Origin of the sequence: Glutamicibacter nicotianae, assembly GCF_002797775.1 — a bacterium.
GTDB lineage: Bacteria > Actinomycetota > Actinomycetes > Actinomycetales > Micrococcaceae > Glutamicibacter > Glutamicibacter nicotianae.
Genome location: NZ_PGEY01000001.1, coordinates 1,170,250 through 1,190,447, shown reverse-complemented (window position 1 = coordinate 1,190,447; position 20,198 = coordinate 1,170,250). Strand labels below are relative to the sequence as shown.

Sequence of the window (20,198 nt, the reverse complement as noted above, 5' to 3'; positions counted from 1 at the left end):
AAGACGGCCTTGTCAACACCTTGGGCCGCTCAGGTTTCCCGCCCTGCATCAGGGGTTTCTTCCTTGCCCGGCGGCTCGGTGTCCGGTGCGGCAGGTGCGTGGCGGGTGGGGGATTCGCCTGCCTGCCGGGCACCCCAATAGGTATTGCGGCGCGGTATTCGTTCCGGATCGACATGCTCCGGCATGAGCACGTGCGGCAGCCCGTCGACATCGATCACCGTGATCTGCCCGGCGTGGCGCTTGTGGTGATCGCCCGTGCACAGTCCGGCCCCTGACCAGACGCTGGTTTCCCCGCCGTCAGACCAGGGTTTCAGGTAGTGGTCGGTTTCGACCTTGTCCGGGGGCGCGGTGCAGTCAGGCACGATGCAGCCTCGGTCCCGGGCCATGATGGCTTCGCGGATCGCACCCTTGTGATAGCGCATCTTGCGCCCCATATCCAGCACTTGGCTGTTGCCTCCGAGCACGATCGGGATGATGTTCGCCCGGGCCAGTTGCTGCCGCAGCTCGCCGGGCGGGATATCGACGCCGTTGGCGGTCATGCCATGCGCATCGGCCAGGTTTTGCAAGTCTGCGAGCCACAGGTAGACCACGAATTTCGGGGTGACGACCTTCCTTTTTCCGCCGGTGAAGGGGGCTCGCAGCAACGCCATGAATGCATTGAGCCGGCGGCGGTGCAGATCCGGCTGTTCGGTGGCCTCGTCGCTTCGCAGCTCGTCGTGTACCGCATCGCCATCTGCATGCGCTTCGGTGTTTCCGGGCTCCGGAGCACACCCGTTGCCGGGTTCTGCTTCGTCTTCGGCCCACGGGGGCATGGGGTGTTCGCTGCGCAGCCAGAAAGGCGCCTGCGGTGCCGTTTCTGGTTCAGTTGATGGCTGCGGCTCGGCACCCGAGTCCTGGCTGGCCGTGGAATCGTGGCCGGCCGGGGGTTCCTGATCCTGGTCATCGGGGTTTCCGGTGCCGGAGCCCGATTCCGGCGTGCGCTGCTGTTCGGCTTCGCGGTCGGCGCGGCCTGACTTGGTCCGCGGATTTCCGGCCTGGGCGGCCATCGAATTCAGCAGCTGCGCGTCGCTGGCATCGGTGCGCAGCGAGAAGAAATGCACGCCGTCCTTCACAGGGCCGATGAAGAAGCCCAGTCGCGACGGCAGTTTTTTGCCATGCAGTTCCTTGTAGGTCCTGATCTCGGCGCTGATCCGCTTCTGCGCTGCCCGTGGGCCCAGGTCGCCCAGCGCTTCGGCCGCGGATTCATCCAGGGTGCGGCCATCGGTGCCGTAGGCTTGCAATTTCAGGGGCACGCCGTCAAAGGTGGTGTCCTGCGGTTCGAGCCGGTCTAGGCGCCGTGCGGCCGAGGCGATGGCCCGGCGGTCGCCAGTGCCCTTGGCATAGAGCCCTGCCAGTTGGGGGAAGCGCGGCGCGCAGATGCCGCCATCGGGGGCGCGGCGCCCGATGAGCAGGTGCGCGTCGGCCAGGCGCTGCCGGGCTTCGAAGTAGCCCAGCCCCAGCCAGGCGGCCAGCAGCTCAGCGGTGTCCTTGTAGCAGCAGCGCCCCGGCACGATGCCCGGCTCCCCGGCAAACAGGTCATCGCTGATGGCTTCGGGATCATCGGCGGGCACCCGCAGCGCGGCATAGCCCTCCAGGGACAACGCGTGGGCGCCGGTGGCTTCGGCCTGCAGCGCGCCGGATAACTGGTCGCCATGGACCTGCTGGGCGAAGCGTTCGGCCAGCTGCAGATGCGCCAGGACCAGGCGCGGGTCGCCCGAGCCGTGCACCAGCTTGCCCAGCGCCGTGTACAGGGCCAGGCAGAGGTAGCCCAGGCGCAGCAGCATGGCGCCGGATAATGCAGGTCCGAGGTGCAGCGGGACCTGGCATGCGGTGCGCAGAGCGGCGATCAGGGCAGGGGCGTTCATGGCTCCATGATCGAGCGCTGGATCGGCCTGCGCGTCGGCGTTGCCGCCAATTGTGGATAAGCGCGGGCGGCCCGTTGGCGGTTGTGAACAATCTTGCGCTTCACCGATGCGCGCGTGGGCAGGACAGATGCGATAGAATCGCGATATGAATCCTAAGCGCAACCTAGTGTAAGCGCGGCCCGATGGCCGTGCCCCCGAGTGGAAATTTGGGGGCTTTTGTTGTGTCTGGAACCAAGAGCAAATTTTCCTATCGGAAATTTTTCCGCAAAGCGTGTGAGAAGAGCAGCGTGACATCATCGACGAACGAACCCAGGACCTACGACTTCAAGGACATCGAGTCCAAGTGGCTTCCGGTGTGGGACGAGCTACAGGTGTTCAAGCCCGCCGATGACGGCAGCCGCGAACGCCGCTACGTGCTGGACATGTTCCCCTACCCCTCGGGCGATTTGCACATGGGCCACGCCGAGGCTTTCGCCATGGGCGACGTCGTCGCACGCTACTGGCGCCTGCGCGGCTATGACGTGATGCACCCGATCGGCTGGGACTCGTTCGGCCTTCCGGCGGAGAACGCCGCGATCAAGCGCAATGCGCACCCTGCGGAGTGGACCTACAAGAACATCGACACCCAGGCCGCCAGCTTCAAGCGCTACGCGATTTCCGCGGACTGGTCGCGCCGCCTGCACACCTCCGATCCGGAGTACTACCGCTGGACCCAGTGGCTGTTCAACAAGTTCTACGAGAAGGGCCTGGCCTACCGCAAGGACCACCCGGTGAACTGGTGCCCGAAGGACCAGACTGTGCTGGCCAACGAGCAGGTCGTCAACGGCGCGTGCGAACGCTGCGGCACCGCAGTGACCAAGAAGTCGCTGAACCAGTGGTACTTCAAGATCACCGACTACGCCGACCGCCTGCTTGAGGACATGGACCAGCTCAAGGGCCACTGGCCCGAGCGCGTGCTGCTGATGCAGAAGAACTGGATCGGCCGCTCCGAAGGCGCCGAGGTCACCTTCGAGATCGAGGCGCACGAGGATCAGCCGGCGGTGAAGATCCCGGTCTTCACCACCCGCCCGGACACCCTGTACGGCGCGACCTTCATGGTCGTCGCCGCCGATGCCGACCTGGCCGGCGAACTGGTCACCGCTGAGCACCGCGAAGCGCTGGAAGCCTACCAGGAGCAGGTCAAGGCGCTGAGCGAAATCGAGCGCCAGTCCACCGAGCGCGAGAAGACCGGCGTGTTCACCGGGCGCTACGGGATCAACCCGCTGTCGGGGGAGAAGCTGCCGATCTGGGCCGCCGACTACGTGCTGGCCGACTACGGCACCGGCGCGATCATGGCCGTGCCCGCGCACGACCAGCGCGACCTCGACTTCGCGCGCACCTTCGATTTGCCGGTGCGCGTGGTCGTCGACACCGGGGAAGAGGACCCGAACGCCACCGGCATCGCCACCGCCGGCGAGGGCCAGCTGGTGAACTCCGGGCAGCTGGACGGGCTGGGCAAGGCCGAAGCGATCGCCCGCGCCATCGAAATCGTGGAAGCTGCCGGCACCGGCAAGCACACCGTGAACTTCCGCCTGCGCGACTGGCTGCTGAGCCGCCAGCGCTTCTGGGGCACCCCGATCCCGATCATCCACTGCGCGGACTGCGGCGAGGTGCCGGTTCCCGAGGACCAGCTGCCGGTGCGCCTGCCGGATAATCTGCGCGGCGAGCAGCTCGCCCCAAAGGGCACCAGCCCGCTGGCCGCCGCCGATCAATGGGTCAACGTTCGCTGCCCGAAGTGCGGGGGAGCGGCCAAGCGCGACACCGACACCATGGACACCTTCGTGGATTCGTCCTGGTACTTCCTGCGCTTCGTCTCCCCGAACTACGCCGAAGGGCCGTTCGACCCGAAGGCGGTGCGCGACTGGATGCCGGTCGGACAGTACGTCGGCGGCGTCGAGCATGCGATCCTGCACCTGCTCTATTCGCGCTTCTTCACAAAGGTCATCCACGATTTGGGCCTGATCGACGCGACCGAGCCGTTCAGCGCGCTGCTGAACCAGGGCCAGGTGCTCAACGGCGGCAAGGCGATGAGCAAGTCGCTGGGCAACGGCGTGGATCTGGGCGAGCAGCTGGACAAGTTCGGCGTCGACGCGGTGCGCCTGACCATGGTGTTCGCCTCCCCTCCGGAGGACGACGTGGACTGGGCCGACGTCTCGCCATCGGGCTCGCAGAAGTTCCTGGCCCGCGCCTGGCGCATTGCCCAGGACGTGGCCAGCGAACCAGGCGTGGACTACGCGACAGGGGACAAGGCGCTGCGCCAGGTCACCCACCGCACCGTCAACGAGGCCGCGCAGCTGCTGGACTCGGGCAAGTTCAACGTGGTGATCGCCAAGGCCATGGAGCTGGTCAACGCCACCCGCAAGACCATCGACTCCGGTGCCGGCGCGGCCGACCCGGCAGTGCGCGAGGCCGCTACGGTTCTCGCCCAGCTGCTGAGCATGTTCGCCCCGTACACCGCCGAGGACATGTGGGAAGCGCTGGGCTACGCCCCGAGCGTGGTCACCAGCGCGTGGCCGCAGGTCGATGAGTCCCTGCTGGTCGATGACACCATCACCGCGGTCGTGCAGATCAAGGGCAAGGTGCGCGCGCGCCTGGAAGTGCCCGTGGACATTACCGAGGACGAGCTGCGCGAGCAGGCGCTGGCCCACGAGTCGGTGATCCGGATGCTCGATGGCAAGGACCCGCTGAAGGTCATCGTGCGTGCGCCGAAGCTGGTGAACGTGGTTCCCGCCCCGTAAGCTCGGCTCATGACCGAACGCCAGAAAAGCTCGCGCGCGGGCTGGCTGCCCAAGTGGCTGGCTCCGCGCGGGCCTTCGCGTACCCGCATCGGGGTGGTCTCCGATTCGGCCTCCTGCCTGCCCGAGGCCTTCGCGCGGCATGCGGATTTCATCCAGGTGCCGATCCCGATCATCGTGGACAACCATGTGCAGGGCGAAGACCTGCAGGCGCTGATGATGGGCCTGGCCATGGGCAAGGCGGTGAAGACCTCCCGCCCGGCACCAGGCGAGTTCGAACGCGCCTACCGGCAGCTGCTGGAGGCCGGGTGCGAATCGGTCATCTCGATCCACATGTCCGGGGCGCTGTCGGGCACCGTGGATGCCGCCCGCCTGGCCGCGCGCGGCTTCGACGCGCCGATCGCCGTGGTCGACACGCGTACCGTCTGCCTGCCCCAGGGCTTCGCCGTGGCCGATGTGCTGGCTGCGCGCGACGCCGGCGCCCCGCTGGAAATGCTCGAGCAGATCGCCGGCACCGCCACCGCCAATTCCGTGTACTTCGCGGTGCCCAGCCTGGAGCAGCTGCGCCGCGGCGGCCGGATCAGCGCACTGTCCTCGGTTCTCGGCAGCCTACTGAACTTCAAGCCGATCCTCGGTATCGCCGATGGCGCGATCGCCGCCCTGGAAAAGCCGCGCTCCTTCGCGCGCGCCACCGCGCGGCTGGTCTCGCTGGCCTTGCGCGATACCCGTGGCGCGAAGGGCGAGGCGCGCCTGGGGGTGATGCATTTCGGCGCCGAGGAACTGGCCGAGGAGATCGCCACCGAACTGGCCCCGTTCAGCGCGGCGCCGGTCGTGGTCGAGTCGCTGCCCGCGGTGCTGGCCGCGCATACCGGCATGGGCGTGATCGCGGTGTGCGTCGCGCCGCTGAATCCACAGCCGGAATCGATCCTGGACAACCCGCCGGCGCCATAGCCCAGACTGAGGCCCATGGGCCGCCACGACTTCTTCAGCAAGTACGCGCCACGTCCCGGTCGCCTGAGGTTTGCGATCTCGCGCGTGGCCGTGCTGGTGCTGGTCATCGTGGTGCTCGCCTGGATCGCGATCTCCATCCTGCTGGCGCCACCGCCGGTAGCCCAGGAGCTTGAAACGGTTCCGCTGGTGTCCGATCCCTCCGCGACGGCTCCGGGGGACCAGCTGTCCACGAGCCCGTCCGGTCCCGAGGTCACGGTCCATGTGGTCGGCGCGGTGAAGAAGCCCGGCGTCTACACGCTGCCCGCGGATTCGCGGATCACCGATGCGGTCGAGGCCGCCGGCGGGCTGGCCAAGGGCGCCCAGGCGCAGCTGGTGAACCTGGCAGCCAAGCTGGTCGACGGCCAGCAGGTCATCCTTCCCGGCACCGAGACCGGCAGGGACCTCCCAGCGGCACCGAGCGCCACGGCCGGAGGGAAGATCTCGCTGAACAGCGCCGATGCGCAGACCCTGCAGGAGCTTCCGGGGATCGGCCCGGCCCTGGCCGGCAGGATCATCGACTTCCGCACCGAGAACGGCCCCTTCACCTCCGTAGAGGAGCTGGATGCGGTCTCCGGCATCGGCCCGGCGCTGCTGGGGCAGCTGAGCGAGCTGGTGGTCCCGTGAACACCGATTTCCGGGGCCTGTGGCTGCTGGCCGGGGCCTGGACCGCCGCCTACTTCAGCCTCCCGGCCTGGCTGCTGTGGCTGCTGTCGGCGCTGCTCGCCTTTCTGCTGTTCCTGCTCATGCGTCCCCGGCACGACCGCGCCTACGCCGCACCGTGGTTCACCGGTCCGATCATCCTGCTGCTGGGAATGGTCGCGGTCAGCAGCCTGTCGTTCACCGACCCCCAATGCCAGCTGCCCGGCGCTCCCGAGCAGCAGCGGCGCGCGGTCGTGCGTTTCGAGGACCGGGCCAGCGCGCAGGGCCAGGAAAGCACCGCGGGCCGGGCGGAAATCCAGCGCTACTGGGACGATGGCCAATGGGTGGCATGCCAGGTGCCGGTCTACCTGAGCGTGGATTTCGGGCTGCCTGCCAACGCCGGGCAGTTCGAGGCCATCCTCGATCTGGACGCCGCGGATGCCGGATCCTTCGACTGGTGGGCGCAGGCCGCCAGCGAGCCGCAGGTCAGTTCTTGGGCGGAACCGACTGCCGCCGACCTGCTCAAGGAACGCTTCACCCTCAGCCTGAGCGACCTGCCCGGCAATGCGCAGGCGCTGCTGCCCGGCATGCTCTACGGCGACCGCTCCGGGCAGGATGAAGCGCTGGGCCAGGCGATGAGATCCAGCGGGCTGAGTCATCTCACCGCCGTGAGCGGCTCGAATATCGCCCTGATCGGGGCCATCGTGCTGGTGCTGTTCCGGCTGTTCTCGGTTCCGCGCGCCCCCAGCGCGATCCTGATGATTGGCGTGGTCGGGCTTTTCGCCTGGTTCGCCGGGCCGGATCCCAGCGTGCTGCGCGCCAGCCTGATGGGCAGCATTGCGGCGGTTTCGGTACTGCTCGGCCGCGGCCAGGGCTCATTGGGGATCCTGTGCCTGAGCGGCACAGCCTTGCTGGCCATCGATCGAAGCCTGGGCGCCGAACCGGCCTTTGCCCTGTCGGTGCTGGCAACCTTGGGCATCATCATGCTCTCGCCGGCGCTGACCGAAATCCTGCTCCACATCATGCCGGCCTGGCTGGCGCAGCTGACCGCCATCTGCTGCGCCGCGCAATTCACCTGCCTGCCAGTGGTGATCGCATTGAATTCGGATTTCAGCCTGTACTCGCTGCCCGCGAATCTCCTGGTGGCGCCGTTGCTGCCGTTGATTACCGCGCTAGGCATGATCTGCCTGCTGCTGTGCACCCCATGGCCGGGATTCGAATCGGTGCTGCTCTGGGTGCCCGGGCTCCCAGCCGAAGCCATCGGCAAGGTTGCCCATGCAGTCGCCGGGCTGCCGGGTGCTGCCCGTCCATGGCCCGAAGGCCTGCCGGGAATCCTGCTGGCGGTCATGCTGTCGCTTGCGCTGTGCTCGCTACTCGTGCTGGGCCGCGAAACCGAGCGGCTGCGCGTGCGCCAGGTCTCGATCGGCGTGCTGAGCGCGATCATGGTCTTCGCCGTGGCGCTCATTGTGCCTGCAACCCTGTTCTATCGGGAAGATGTTGCCACGGATTGGAGCATCGCCATGTGCGATGTGGGGCAGGGCGATGCGTTCGTCATCAACCTGGGGGATGCGGAAGGCTGGCTGATCGATACCGGGCCCCCCGATAGCGGTTTGCTGCTGTGTCTGGAGCGGCTGGGCATCACCACGCTGGGCAAGGTCTTCATCACGCATACGCACAGCGACCATTTCGGGGCCATCCGGGAACTGGAGGAGTCGAAGGTGCGGATCGGGGACCGCCTGGTCTCGACCGGATTCGATCTGGAACTCTGGCCCGGGGCTCGAGTGCTGGAGCCTGGTACGCGGCAGACTGCGGGGGAGGTGAGCTTCGAAGTCGTGGGTCCCGAGGCGCGGTACGCGCAATACGCCGAACCCAACGACACGTCCCTGGTCATCCGGTTCAGCTTTTCCACCCAGAGTGGTGCCGTCGATTTCTTTGCCGCCGGGGATATGGAGACCGAAGCCATGGATCGCCTGCTGCGGCTGCATCCGCAAGGCCAGGCAGCGATCTTGAAGGCTTCGCACCATGGAGCACGCAACGGAGGCACGGATATCATTGAGCAGATCCATCCGCAGATCCTGCTGGTCTCGGCCGGGAAGGATAATTCCTATGGCCATCCGCACCCGGAAACATTGGACATGGCGAAGCGGATCGGCTCGACGGTGTTGCGCACCGACCAATCAGGTACGGTACTGCTCACATTTACCGGCCAGGGCGTCCGTGGTACCTCCCTTGGTACTCCGGTTCGGTAGGATCAATATATCGACCGATGCACTTAGGAGTTCGATGGCACGCGCCCAAGCAAATCCGGGTATCTCATGGCGGGAACTGCGCCCGCAACCGCTGATCCTGTTGACCGGTTCAGAAGATTACCTCGCTTCGCGCGCCTTCGAGCTGCTGCGCTCCCAAGCCGGCCAGCGGGACGATATCCAGCACACGCGTCTTGATGCGGCCAAGTACGAGCCGGGAGAGCTGCTCATGGCCACCAGCTCTTCGCTGTTCTCCACCGCCAATCTGGTCGAGGTCCACGAAGTGGCGCACATGAATGAGTACTTCCTCAAGGACGCGATGGCCTATCTGAAGGACCAGGCGCCCGAGAATGTGCTGATCATGCACTATTCGGGCGGTACCCGCGGCAAGAAGCTGATCGACGCGATCAAGGCCGCCGGAGCGGTGGTCGTCAACTGCCAGCCGGTGAAGAAGGACTCCGAGAAGATCGACTTCGTCCAGTCCGAATTCAAGGCCGCCAAGCGCCGGATCACCAATGACGCCGTCAAGGCCCTCGTTGCCGCAGTCGGCAATTCGCTGGCAGAGCTCGGTTCGAGCTGCTCCCAGCTGATCGCCGACACCACGGGAACGATTGACCAGGATACCGTTGACAAGTACTACGGCGGACGGGTCGAAGCGACCGCGTTCAAGGTGGCCGATGCGGCGATTTCGGGCAATGCCCAGCTGGCGCTGCGCACCTTGCGCCATGCGCTGGGTACCGGAACCGATCCGATTCCCATTGTTGCCACCTTGGCGATGAAGGTCCGCCAGATCGCCAAGGTCGCGGGCGTGAATGAACCTGCTGCTGCCCTGGCCTCCGAATTGGGGATGGCTCCGTGGCAGGTGCAGCAGGCGCAGCAGCAGGCTCGCGGCTGGAAGCGCGGCGATCTGGCCCTGTGCGTCGAGGAAATCGCGAATACCGACCGCATGGTCAAGGGCGGCAGCCGTTCACCCGGATATGCCCTGGAACACGCCATCATGTTCATAGCCGGCAAGGCACCTGGACGCTGAGCCCGTTCAGATCCAGTGGGTGCGCGCACGATGCATTCGTGCGCGCCTCCACTGCGGCCGCTTCCGCGAAGCCTGCCACGCGTCCCTGATCCGGGAAAGCCGCGAAAAGCAGTTTTGGGCAAAACAAAACCCCCGCACTCGATGAGCGCGGGGGAGTTGATGAAGTCTAAGCTCGGCTTAGAGGGCGTTAACCTTCTTGGCGATGGCCGACTTGCGGTTAGCAGCGTTGTTCTTGTGCAGAACACCCTTGCTTACAGCCTTGTCGAGCTTCTTGCCAGCCAGGCGCAGCGCCTCGGTTGCCTTGTCCTTGTCGCCGGCCGCGATTGCCTCGTTGACGTTGCGGATCACGGTCTTGACCTCGGAACGGACAGCTACGTTACGCAGACGTGCCTTCTCGTTGGTCAGGTTACGCTTCTTCTGGGACTTGATGTTAGCCACTTTAATAAACTCTCTCGTTTATCGTTTTATACGGTCGGTAGAGGGTTCATCCTCCAGGCCATCGACTGAGCGGTGTGGGGCACCTATGGCGACCCGAAGGGGGCGTGCCGCCCAACCTGCGCGGCACACAAGAATCAATCCTACCAGATTCCAGCCCCCGCAAATAGCTGGCAGCCGCTGTGGAATGCGTCATGCAATGCACACTGATGGAGCTCCGTTGCTGCCGCAGCGGAATCGGGCCCATGCCTTGCTGCAAGGTTCGGCTAGGAGAGTCCGGACGCTGCCAATGGATCATAGGCGGGAACGCTCATCATTGCCTGGAGCTGGCGGCGGCGCACGCCAACGTTGCCGCCTTCGATGATCGGGTAGGCCAACACGTCCATCAGATGCCGGAGCATCGGGAAATTCGTGTCGTAGGCGGTAACGCCGACCGCCTTGATGAGGTCGTTGATCACGTCGAGCCCCGTCTCGGAGCCGAAGATCTTCGCATGCAGCGCCAATTCGCTGGCCCCTGGCCGGCCGGAGATCACGGCATCCAGCGCAGACCAGGACAGGAGGCGTACCGCTTCGAGCTTCCCCTTGGCATCGGCGAGAATGTCCGCGACCGCCTGGTGCTCGATGATCGGGAGCAGGCCGCCGCGCTTCTCCGCTTGGGCGAAGCGCAAGGCAATGCCAAAGGCTTGCCGCATGGCCGCCACCGAGAAGGTCCCGATGGAAGCGCCGCTGGCTTGGAAGGCATTACGCGTCAGGCGCACTCCATCGCCTTCGGTTCCCAGCAGGTTGCCCTGGGGAACCCGCAGATCGCGCAACGTGACCCGCGTGGTGAGGCAGCCGCGCAGCCCGGGAAGGTCGTAGTACTCGTCGACGTCAATATGCCCCCGCAGGTGTTCTCGTTCGGCAACGATCAGTGATACGCCCTTGTCCGTCCGGCAGACAATGGTCATCAAATCCGGCCCGTCGCCGTCCCAACCGCCCAGGTGCGAGGCCCAGGCCTTGGAACCGTTGATCACCCATTCATCGCCATCCAGCACGGCGCGGGTCCGCACGCCTTCGGCCGGCGCTTCGGCATCGAAGTTCGCGCTGCCGCCGGGTTCGCTGTAGGCCATGGCCGCCAGCGGCGCACCCTTGTCGGCCAGGAAGGGAGCCACGAAACGGGTGATCTGCTCGGGGGTGCCCACTTCATAGACAGGGGCCAAGGCGATCAGCGGACCGGCCATCGAGATCATGAAGTCCGGGCTCTCGGAGGCCAGCTCCTCGATGAAAATCGCGGCATCCACCCCGCTGCTGGCCGTGCCGCCGAAAGGAGCGGGGATCAGGGATTTGAGGAACCCTGCCTGGACCGCTTTTTCCATCACTGGGCGAAGCAGCAGTGCACGCTGCAGCGGGTCAGTTTCCTGGCTGACAGCCGCCATCAGTGGCCGCAGGTGTTCGCGTGCGAAGCTGCGCGCGACCTGCTTCAGCTGTTCTTGTTCATTGGTGAGCGTAAACGAAATAGCCATGATGCTCTCTCAAGTTCCTTGGGCGATGGTAGCCCGATTGAATTGGTACTGAGATCCATATCACTAGGTTTCGCTGGCAAGCGCTATGCAATTTGCGCAGCGGGACTATGCAGTTTGCGCACCATGCGAACGCCGAAGCTCCATCGGGCTGACGTCGAAGTGCTGCCGGAAGGCCCTGGAGAATGAGCTGGGGTCGTAGAACCCCGAGAGCCGCGCCAGCTCAGTCACCGAAATCGATGATGCAGGATCAGAAAGCACATCGAAGGCATGCTGGAGCCGAAGTTGCCGAACCGTCCTTGCGAATGAGCTGCCCGTGCCTTCGAAAAGGGCATGAAGGGTGCGCGGGGAAATCGCGAACACGCGGCTGACCCGGTCAGCGTTCAGTTCCGGATCCCCGTAGTTCCGCTTCACGAACTCCAGCACGGCGGCTTGCAGGGGATTGGAACGGTTGCAGTCATCTGCTGGGGCCGGAGTCGCGGCCAGCGTTCCGACGACTGCGGATTCGAAGGCTTGGACCAAGGCGTCCGCGGCAGCCGGCGGGACGTCGTCAGCGAGGGAACTCAAGCTGGTCATCAGGGCGGTGACAGCCGAGCCGGCGCCCTCCGAGCCGATTGAAGTGCCCAACCGGTTGCGGAAGGCCGAGAGCCTATGGGTGATGCGATCATGCTGCAGCCGAAATGAAAGCATCCGCCAGTCGCCCTTGAATTCGAATTCATAGGGCTCGGTTGTGTCGACAACCATGAAATCACCGGGCTCGACCACCGAGGACTTCCCGCTCACGGTGGCCAGGCATCTGCCCGCAAGCTGCAGGTTCACGAAGAAGTACGCCTCGTCCGATACCGCGATTTCCCGGCGGCTGCGCCTGGTGATCTGGGCCTTGGAATTGATGGATGCGCGGTTCATCGAACCAAGCGCAGATGTTTCAACCGTTGAAGCGAAACCGGGCTCGGCACCCGTATTGACAGCAGCCAAGGGCACGAATTCGCGGCAGATGACATCCTGCCAGTAGTCGAATTGCTCTCGAATTGGAACGCCAGTTCCATCCCAAAGCCCCATGTTGCCCCCAACGTCCAGAAGCGGTGTCCGTGGTGCCGAACCGCATTGCCCCACGGCAAGTGATCGCCGCCACACTTAAATATAGTGCACCAGGCGCCAGCCGTCATGGCTTGGGGATCAGGGTTATCCGGCTCGGCCGGACAGCCGATTCCGGCTTGCAGTGACGGCTGGAGGCCTGGGCGGGTAGCTAGTTGCGGCGGGAGAGTGCGTCGATAACTGCCGAGAAGCGGTCCTGATCCAGGATCGCTCCTTCGCGGCGCACGGAACCCGGTGCGATACGGATGATGCGGTCCAGCTTCACCTCGCTCGGACGGCGTTGGCGGTCCCAGTCGCCCGTGCCGATATCGAGGTAATCGGCGTTGCGGTGGCTGGAATTGTTCTTGTCCTTGCTGGTGAGCATCACACCCAGCAGCCACCGCTGGTCACGGCCGACGATGAGCACCGGGCGGTCCTTGCCCTGGGAATGGTCCTCCTCGTAGGGCACCCATCCCCAGACGATCTCGCCGGGATCAGCATCCCCGTCCAGCGACGGGCGGTACTCGTAGTTGATCGCTCCGCGGTAATCGCCGGGATAGCCGGCACCTGTGCGTTGCGCCGCAGCGCCTGCGCGTCGAGTCGGCTTGGACGTGGGGCGAGGTTGCTGCCCGGTCGTCCGCGCGCGGCTGATTTCCTTGACTACGCGCATGACGATGCTAAATATCTTCTGCGGATTCAGTGCCATGCACGACAAACTACCAGTTCGAGGCTGTCGAAATATGTGATGACGCGGAAATCATGACAGAATGGAAGCTAATCCAACTATGTCTTTTAGTCAGCTAGTGAGGTCTGTTTAGGTGTCTCCATTGGCCCGCACCGCTCAGGTGCCTGCCGCGACCGATCCGTCGCTCATCCGTAATTTCTGCATTATTGCCCATATCGACCACGGCAAGTCGACCCTGGCCGACCGGATGCTGCAGCTGACCGGCGTTGTTGCTGCCCGCGACATGAAGGCCCAGTACCTCGACCGCATGGACATCGAGCGCGAACGCGGCATCACCATCAAGTCCCAGGCCGTGCGCATGCCCTGGGCCGCCGAGGACGGCACGACGTACGCGCTGAACATGATCGATACCCCGGGGCACGTCGACTTCACCTATGAAGTCTCGCGTTCGCTGGCCGCCTGCGAAGGCGCGATCCTGCTGGTCGACGCCGCCCAGGGCATCGAAGCCCAGACCCTGGCGAATCTGTATCTGGCGATTGAGGGCGATCTGACGATCATCCCGGTGCTGAACAAGATCGACCTGCCTAACGCGCAGCCGGAGAAGTACGCCGCCGAGATCGCCAACCTGATCGGTTGCGAGCCCGAAGACGTGCTGAAGGTTTCGGGCAAGACCGGCGAAGGCGTCGAGGCGCTGCTCGACGAAGTCATCAAGCAGCTGCCGCCGCCGGTCGGCGAAGCCGACGCACCGGCCCGTGCGATGATCTTCGACTCCGTCTATGACACATACCGCGGCGTGGTCACCTACGTCCGAGTGGTCGACGGCAAGCTCACTCCTCGCGAGAAGATCCAGATGATGTCCACCGGCACCACCCACGAACTGCTGGAAATCGGCGTATCCTCGCCGAACCCCGAGCCCACCAAGGGCCTGGGCGTCGGCGAGGTAGGCTACCTGATCACCGGCGTGAAGGACGTGCGCCAGTCCAAGGTCGGCGATACCGTCACCAACTCGCTCAAGCCTGCCAGCGAATCCCTGGGCGGCTACGAAGAAGCCAAGCCGATGGTCTTCTCCGGCCTGTACCCGATGGACGGGACCGACTACCCGGCACTGCGTGATGCGCTGGACAAGCTGCAGCTCAACGATGCCGCACTGACCTACGAGCCGGAAACGTCCGTCGCACTGGGCTTCGGCTTCCGCGTGGGCTTCCTGGGCCTGCTGCACCTGGAAATCACCCGCCAGCGCCTGGAATCCGAATTCAACCTGGACCTGATCTCCACCGCGCCGAACGTGGTGTACGAGGTCATGGGCGAAGACAAGCAGATGATGACGGTGACCAACCCTTCGGAATTCCCCGATGGGAAGATCCTCGAGGTGCATGAGCCGATGGTCGCCGCCACCATCCTGGCGCCGAGCGAATTCATTGGTGCGGTCATGGAGCTGTGCCAGTCCCGCCGCGGCACCATGCGCGGGATGGACTACCTCTCCGAGGACCGCGTGGAAATGCGCTACCACCTGCCGCTGGCCGAGATCGTGTTCGACTTCTTCGACCAGCTCAAGTCCAAGACCCGCGGCTACGCTTCGCTGGACTGGAAGGCCGACGGCGAGCAGGTGGCAGACCTGGTCAAGGTCGACATCCTGCTCCAGGGCGACCAGGTGGACGCATTCTCCGCGATCACCCACCGCGACAAGGCCTACGCCTACGGCACCATGATGACCACGAAGCTGCGCGAGCTGATCCCGCGCCAGCAGTTCGAAGTGCCGATCCAGGCCGCGATCGGTTCGCGCATCATTGCCCGCGAGAACATCCGCGCCATCCGCAAGGACGTGCTCGCCAAGTGCTACGGCGGCGACATCAGCCGCAAGCGCAAGCTGCTGGAAAAGCAGAAGGAAGGCAAGAAGCGCATGAAGATGGTCGGCCGCGTGGAGGTCCCGCAAGAGGCCTTCATTGCAGCGCTGTCCACCGACGAGCCGAAAAAGAAGTAAATGCCATCAGTTCTGCCTGATGGCGATCCGGCTCCGGCCGATGGTCTGCTCCCTGCCTCATGCGCGCATGAGGCACAGGAGCGGACCATGTCCTTTTATGTGCATATCCCGTTTTGCACCGTCCGTTGCGGCTACTGCGATTTCAACACCTACACCGCCACGGAGCTGGGCTCCGGCTCCAGCCAAGCGACCTACGCTGCCACCGTCAGCAAGGAAATCAGCTTCGCCCGCGAGGTGATGGACCGTTCGGGCCAGCCGGATCGCGAAATCGAGACCGTTTTCTTCGGAGGAGGCACTCCCACATTGCTGCCCGCCGGCGACCTGGTTTCGGTGCTCGGCAGGATCCGCAACGAATTCGGCCTGAAGCCAGGTGCAGAAATCACCACCGAGGCCAACCCTGATTCGGTAACCCGCGAGAGCCTGCAGGAGCTGGCCGATGGCGGTTTCACCCGGGTGTCCTTCGGCATGCAGTCGGCGGTGCCGCATGTGCTCAAGGTGCTGGAGCGCACCCATGATCCGAAGCGGGTTCCGCAAGCGGTTGCCTGGGCGCGCGAGGCCGGCCTGGATGTCAGTGTCGATCTGATTTATGGCACCCCGGGGGAAAGCCTTGAGGATTGGCGCACCAGCATCGAAGCCGCGCTGAGCTACGAGCCTGATCATATTTCGGCCTACGCGCTGATCATCGAGGAGGGCACCAAGCTCGCGGCCCAGATCCGCCGCGGCCAGGTGCCGAACATCGACGATGACGAACACGCCGAAAAGTACCAGATGGCCGATGAGATGCTTGCCGCGGCCGGATTCTCCTGGTACGAGGTCAGCAATTGGGCCAAGACCCCGGCCAATGCGTGCCAGCACAACATCGCCTACTGGAAGGGCGGCGACTGGTGGGGTGCAGGCCCCGGCGCGCATTCGCACGTTGGCGGACTGCGCTGGTGGAATGTGAAGCATCCAGCCGCCTATCAGCAGCGGATCGACGCCGGAATTTCACCGGGACATGGCCGCGAGTACCCGGATGCCCAAGCCGTGCAGCTGGAACGCACCATGCTGCTCACCCGCTTGAGCTCTGGAATGCAGATCAGCGAGCTCGATGAGACCGGGCGCAAGAAGATTGCCGGATTGATCGCAGACGAGCTGATTGATGCCAAGGCAGCATTCTCCGGGACCTTGGTGTTAACGCAGCGAGGCCGGCTCCTGGCCGACCTCGTGGTGCGTGAACTGCTTGATTTCTGAGACTGGGTAGCTGGCGCTACTTCATCAGCCTCAGATTGAATCGATAGCGGTAGGGGCGTCCCTTGTTGGCCTGGATGGCGGCAAGGGCGCCGGAGACCGTCATGTAGACCCACAGGGCCACGGCCAGAACGGCAAAAAGCCAGCCGATCACCGGCAAGATCATCAGCACGTTGAACACGATGGCCAGAATGGTCAGCGGGAACGTGAAATTGAACGCTTCCTTGGATTCCTGTGCCGTGAATGGGCCGCGGTCACGGAATACGGCGAAGACGATTGCCGATGGAACACAACCCAAGATGGCGCCGAAGTGGGCCATCGTGGCCCACTGGCGGTCTTCTGAAGGAGTCAGCGGCAGCGCAGAGGTCCGGGAACCTTCGAAGCGGGAATTCTCCGATGGCTTCGTCAGGCGTGATGTCACTATTAATCCTTGTCTTGCTTAAGTGTGGTTCCTCTTATCATAGCGACCGCGGCTGAGCGGACGGGGAGATTCGCCGACTAATCTCCAACTATTAGTCAATCGTTAGGAAACCGTAATCTTCGGTCGTGAGAAAATCGATCAATTCTTCTATTCGGCCCAGCAGCTGCGGTTCAAGCTGCCCGTAATGATGCACCGTGGACAGCAGCCGTTGCCATCCGATGCCGATATCCTCTGCCGTAGCGTGCGGCCAGCCAAAGGCCTTGAGCACTCCGGTTTTCCAGTCGACCCCCTTGGGGATGACCGGCCACGCCTTGATGCCCAGGGTCGCAGGCTTTATCGCCTGCCACACGTCAACGTAGGGGTGGCCGAGGATCAGCACGTTATCGGCGGCACCGGGAACCTGCATCGCCTCGGCGACAATACGCGATTCCTTGCTGCCAGCGACCAGGTGGTCGACCAGGATTCCCAGACGACGCTGCGGCGACGGGGCGAAGTCGCGGATGGCTCCGGCCAGATCGTCAACGCCATGCAGCGGTTCGACGACAATGCCTTCGACACGCAAGTCGTGTCCCCAGACTTTTTCAACCAGCTCGGCATCGTGCTTGCCTTCAACCCAGATGCGGCTGGCCCTGGCCTCCCGGGCCTTCAGCCCCGCTACGGCACGCGAACCCGAAGCGGAAACCAGGTTCTTCGGCGCCGCGGCCTTGGCGACGGGCTCGACGATTTCCACCGGTTCGCCTTCGAGGAGGAACCCGAAGCCGGCTTGGAAGGAACGGCTCTTGCCGTGGCGGTCTTCGAGCATGATCACGCGCATGCCGCCGGACTTTTCGGTACGGATGACTTCTCCCACCCAACCTGAGGTGGCATCTTCCAGGATCATGCCACGTTCCACGGGGACCTGGCGGAGTTTTCGAGGTGCCGGTGCACTGAGATCTCGTGGTCCCCAGGAGTAATTAGCCACGTACTGCCTTTCGCTGTGATCGAATACGCTCGAAATCCAATGCTAGCAACAGCTGAACGTATTAGACTTGGCACTTGACAGGTTAGAGTGCCAAGGCTGGGCACAGGGAATCCAAGGAGGTGCTGTCATGTCGGAGCCACGACGCTTGGACGTTCTGCGTGCCATCGTGGAGGACTACGTCCAATCCCGTGAGCCGGTGGGTTCCAAAGCGCTCCTCGACCGCCACAACCTCGGCGTCAGCGCCGCGACGATCCGCAATGACATGGCTTTGCTGGAAGAGGAGGGGCTGATTGCCGCTCCGCATACTTCCTCCGGACGCATCCCGACCGAAAAGGGCTACCGCCGCTTCGTGGACGAGATCGGCGAACTGAAGCCGCTGTCGCGGGCCGAACGCGACGCCATCAACAAGATCCTGGATAACTCCACGGACCTCGACGAGATGCTCAAGAGCACCGTGCGCCTGCTGTCACGATTGACCAACCAGGTGGCGATGATCCAGGTGCCGCACTATGACACCGCGTCATTGAAGAACCTCGAACTGGTGGGCTTGGGCCCAACCCAGGTGCTGATGGTGATGATCGCCTCCAACGGCACGGTGGACCAGCGGATGATGCCGGTCAAGCGTTCCTACAGCGATGACGAGCTGGGCGAGCTGAAGTCGTGGCTGCTGAATAATTTCGGGGGAGTGCAGCTGGCGGAGCTGGCCGGCCGGCTCGGCCGCATGGAGCTCAGCCCGGCACAGCAGGCCGACCCGTTGGTGGAGCATGTGATCGGCGCGCTGGAAGAAATGGCCCAAGCAGCCAATGCCCAGCGCATCATCATGGCCGGCACCGCCAACCTCGCCCGCGTGGAGGGGGACTTCCCGCTGAGCATCACCCCGGTGCTCGAGGCGCTCGAAGAGCAGGTGGTGCTGCTCAAGCTCTTCTCCGAGCTGGAAGCCGATTCCCGCGGGGTGGCCGTGGCGATCGGCACCGAGCACCACTATGGCCAGCTCTCGGATGCAGCAGTGGTCGCGACGACCTATGGCGCCGATGTGCGCAACAAGCTCGGGGTCCTGGGCCCCACCCGGATGAACTATCCGACTTCCATGGCCTCGGTTCGTGCGGTGGCACGGTACCTGTCGAAGATTTTGGCTAGCTAGCCTCGCTGGGCGCCAGCCCGGCACGAATGAAGTTTAAGAGTCTTAGGAAAGGACACGGCGAATAAAGTGAGCTCGCATTACGAGACCCTGGGTGTAGCCAAGGACGCGACCCCGCAGGAAATCAAGAGTGCCTACCGGAAGCTGGCACGTAAGCTGCACCCGGATGTGAACCCGAGCGATGAAGCTGCAGAGCAGTTCAAGCTGGTCACCCGCGCCTACGAAGTCCTTTCCGACCAGACCAAGCGCGCCAACTACGACGCCACCGGCGATGAGAACGGCAACGGCCACCCGGGCTTCGGCGGCGGCGGCCAGGGCTTTGGCGGCTTCGGCGACATCTTCGAGCAGTTCTTCGGGGGCGGCCAGGCCCAGGGCCCGGCATCGCGCACCCAGCCGGGCCGCGACGCGCTGATCACCATCACCATCGACCTGGAGGACGCGGTCAAGGGCACCGTGTACCCGCTGGAGATGGAAACCGCCGTCACCTGCAAGACCTGCAACGGCTCGTGCACCCGCGAGGGCACCAGCCCGGTCACCTGCGACATCTGCCATGGCGCAGGCCAGGTGCAGCGTCCGGTGCGTTCCTTCCTGGGCCAGATGATGACCGTGGAAACCTGCGCCGCCTGCCGCGGTTTCGGCACCACCATCCCGGACCCTTGCCTGGAGTGCAACGGCGAAGGCCGGGTGCGCGAGCATGTCTCCAAGTCGTTGAACGTTCCTGCAGGCGTCGATTCCGGCACCCGCATCCAGCTGCGCGGCCAAGGCGAGGCCGGTCCGGGCGGCGGCCCGAACGGCAACCTGTTCGTCGAGGTCGACGTGCGCCGCCACAAGGTGTTCGAACGCTCCGGCACCGACCTGCACGCCAAGATGAGCCTGCCGATGACCGCCGCGGCCTTGGGCTGCGAGCTGAAGCTGGAAACCTTCGACGGTGAGCAGGCCATCAATGTCGAGCCGGGCGCCCAGGATGGCGACACCGTGACCCTGCTGGGCCTCGGCGTGCCGCGCCTGCGCGGAGGCAAGCGCGGGGACATCATCGTCCACCTGCAGGTGGAGACCCCGACAAAGCTGGACTCTGCGCAACGCGAGCTGCTCGAGCAGCTGGCCAAGCTGCGTGGCGAGGAAATGACGGCCGGCCGTGTCGAGCATTCCGGCGGCATGTTCTCCCGCCTGCGCGACAAGCTGAACCAGCGCTAG

General features: G+C 64.5%; 16 protein-coding genes. 9 read left to right on the top strand and 7 right to left on the bottom strand.

The window, feature by feature from the left end:
- Positions 1–29: 29 nt before the first annotated feature.
- Positions 30–1,904, bottom strand: a complete 1,875-nt coding sequence (locus ATK23_RS05420; RefSeq protein ID WP_066138432.1) for an HNH endonuclease — start codon at positions 1,902–1,904, stop codon at positions 30–32.
- Positions 1,905–2,191: 287 nt separating this feature from the next.
- Here ATK23_RS05420 and leuS point away from each other — a divergent pair, with 287 nt between their 5' ends.
- From leuS to holA, 5 genes are read left to right on the top strand one after another with little or no spacing between them, the layout of a single operon-like run.
- Positions 2,192–4,681, top strand: coding sequence for a leucine--tRNA ligase (gene leuS / locus ATK23_RS05415; RefSeq protein WP_066138429.1), 2,490 nt, complete (start codon positions 2,192–2,194; stop codon positions 4,679–4,681).
- 9 nt (positions 4,682–4,690) lie between these two features.
- Positions 4,691–5,629: a DegV family protein gene (locus ATK23_RS05410; RefSeq protein WP_066138426.1), complete on the top strand. Its 939-nt coding sequence runs from the start codon at positions 4,691–4,693 to the stop codon at positions 5,627–5,629.
- Between the two features lie 15 nt (positions 5,630–5,644).
- Positions 5,645–6,292 carry a ComEA family DNA-binding protein gene (locus ATK23_RS05405; RefSeq protein WP_083515437.1) on the top strand — a complete coding sequence of 216 codons (648 nt, stop codon included), beginning with the start codon at positions 5,645–5,647 and terminating at the stop codon, positions 6,290–6,292.
- Positions 6,289–8,556, top strand: coding sequence for a ComEC/Rec2 family competence protein (locus tag ATK23_RS05400; RefSeq protein ID WP_066138423.1), 2,268 nt, complete (start codon positions 6,289–6,291; stop codon positions 8,554–8,556). The genes ATK23_RS05405 and ATK23_RS05400 overlap by 4 nt, the downstream gene beginning before the upstream one ends.
- 34 nt (positions 8,557–8,590) lie before the next feature.
- Complete coding sequence (gene holA / locus ATK23_RS05395) at positions 8,591–9,583, top strand: DNA polymerase III subunit delta (RefSeq protein ID WP_066138420.1); 993 nt, start codon at positions 8,591–8,593, stop codon at positions 9,581–9,583.
- Between the two features lie 177 nt (positions 9,584–9,760).
- Here the strand turns inward: holA and rpsT are convergent, their stop codons facing one another.
- The 4 genes from rpsT to ATK23_RS05375 all read right to left on the bottom strand — a co-directional run bounded on the left by rpsT (position 9,761) and on the right by ATK23_RS05375 (position 13,297).
- Positions 9,761–10,021, bottom strand: a complete 261-nt coding sequence (gene rpsT, locus ATK23_RS05390) for a 30S ribosomal protein S20 (protein WP_038991103.1) — start codon at positions 10,019–10,021, stop codon at positions 9,761–9,763.
- A 263-nt stretch (positions 10,022–10,284) separates the two neighbouring features.
- Positions 10,285–11,520: an acyl-CoA dehydrogenase family protein gene (locus tag ATK23_RS05385; protein ID WP_066138417.1), complete on the bottom strand. Its 1,236-nt coding sequence runs from the start codon at positions 11,518–11,520 to the stop codon at positions 10,285–10,287.
- A 105-nt stretch (positions 11,521–11,625) separates the two neighbouring features.
- Entirely contained in the window at positions 11,626–12,576 is a 951-nt protein-coding gene (locus tag ATK23_RS05380; RefSeq protein ID WP_066138412.1) for an AraC-like ligand-binding domain-containing protein, read from the bottom strand.
- Between the two features lie 187 nt (positions 12,577–12,763).
- A complete protein-coding gene (locus ATK23_RS05375) occupies positions 12,764–13,297 on the bottom strand; it encodes a type II toxin-antitoxin system PemK/MazF family toxin (RefSeq protein WP_038991101.1) in 534 nt (177 codons plus the stop codon).
- A gap of 112 nt (positions 13,298–13,409) precedes the next feature.
- Between ATK23_RS05375 and lepA the strand changes: the two genes are divergently transcribed.
- The gene (lepA, locus tag ATK23_RS05370; protein WP_038991100.1) at positions 13,410–15,257 is read left to right on the top strand and encodes a translation elongation factor 4; all 1,848 of its coding nucleotides are present in this window, start codon (positions 13,410–13,412) and stop codon (positions 15,255–15,257) included.
- Positions 15,258–16,487, top strand: coding sequence for a radical SAM family heme chaperone HemW (gene hemW, locus ATK23_RS05365; RefSeq protein ID WP_066138409.1), 1,230 nt, complete (start codon positions 15,258–15,260; stop codon positions 16,485–16,487).
- 16 nt (positions 16,488–16,503) lie between these two features.
- Here hemW and ATK23_RS05360 read toward each other — a convergent pair whose 3' ends face one another.
- Positions 16,504–16,905, bottom strand: coding sequence for a DUF4870 domain-containing protein (locus ATK23_RS05360; protein ID WP_066138406.1), 402 nt, complete (start codon positions 16,903–16,905; stop codon positions 16,504–16,506).
- Positions 16,906–16,996: 91 nt separating this feature from the next.
- A complete protein-coding gene (locus ATK23_RS05355) occupies positions 16,997–17,866 on the bottom strand; it encodes a DUF3097 domain-containing protein (protein WP_066138403.1) in 870 nt (289 codons plus the stop codon).
- Between the two features lie 127 nt (positions 17,867–17,993).
- On the opposite strand from ATK23_RS05355, the gene hrcA reads away from it, so the two are divergent.
- Together hrcA and dnaJ are read left to right on the top strand one after the other, a co-directional pair.
- Positions 17,994–19,007, top strand: a complete 1,014-nt coding sequence (gene hrcA, locus ATK23_RS05350; protein ID WP_038991095.1) for a heat-inducible transcriptional repressor HrcA — start codon at positions 17,994–17,996, stop codon at positions 19,005–19,007.
- A 66-nt stretch (positions 19,008–19,073) separates the two neighbouring features.
- Positions 19,074–20,198, top strand: a complete 1,125-nt coding sequence (gene dnaJ, locus ATK23_RS05345; protein WP_066138400.1) for a molecular chaperone DnaJ — start codon at positions 19,074–19,076, stop codon at positions 20,196–20,198.

What these genes read in the sequence shown, in the direction of transcription:
- ATK23_RS05380 (WP_066138412.1), bottom strand. Translation starts at nt 12,576, where the DNA reads ATGGGGCTTTGGGATGGAACTGGCGTTCCAATTCGAGAGCAATTCGAC.
- holA (WP_066138420.1), top strand. Translation starts at nt 8,591, where the DNA reads ATGGCACGCGCCCAAGCAAATCCGGGTATCTCATGGCGGGAACTGCGC.
- hrcA (WP_038991095.1), top strand. Translation starts at nt 17,994, where the DNA reads ATGTCGGAGCCACGACGCTTGGACGTTCTGCGTGCCATCGTGGAGGAC.
- ATK23_RS05410 (WP_066138426.1), top strand. Translation starts at nt 4,691, where the DNA reads ATGACCGAACGCCAGAAAAGCTCGCGCGCGGGCTGGCTGCCCAAGTGG.
- ATK23_RS05385 (WP_066138417.1), bottom strand. Translation starts at nt 11,520, where the DNA reads ATGGCTATTTCGTTTACGCTCACCAATGAACAAGAACAGCTGAAGCAG.
- ATK23_RS05405 (WP_083515437.1), top strand. Translation starts at nt 5,645, where the DNA reads ATGGGCCGCCACGACTTCTTCAGCAAGTACGCGCCACGTCCCGGTCGC.
- hemW (WP_066138409.1), top strand. Translation starts at nt 15,258, where the DNA reads ATGCCATCAGTTCTGCCTGATGGCGATCCGGCTCCGGCCGATGGTCTG.
- ATK23_RS05375 (WP_038991101.1), bottom strand. Translation starts at nt 13,297, where the DNA reads ATGGCACTGAATCCGCAGAAGATATTTAGCATCGTCATGCGCGTAGTC.
- ATK23_RS05420 (WP_066138432.1), bottom strand. Translation starts at nt 1,904, where the DNA reads ATGAACGCCCCTGCCCTGATCGCCGCTCTGCGCACCGCATGCCAGGTC.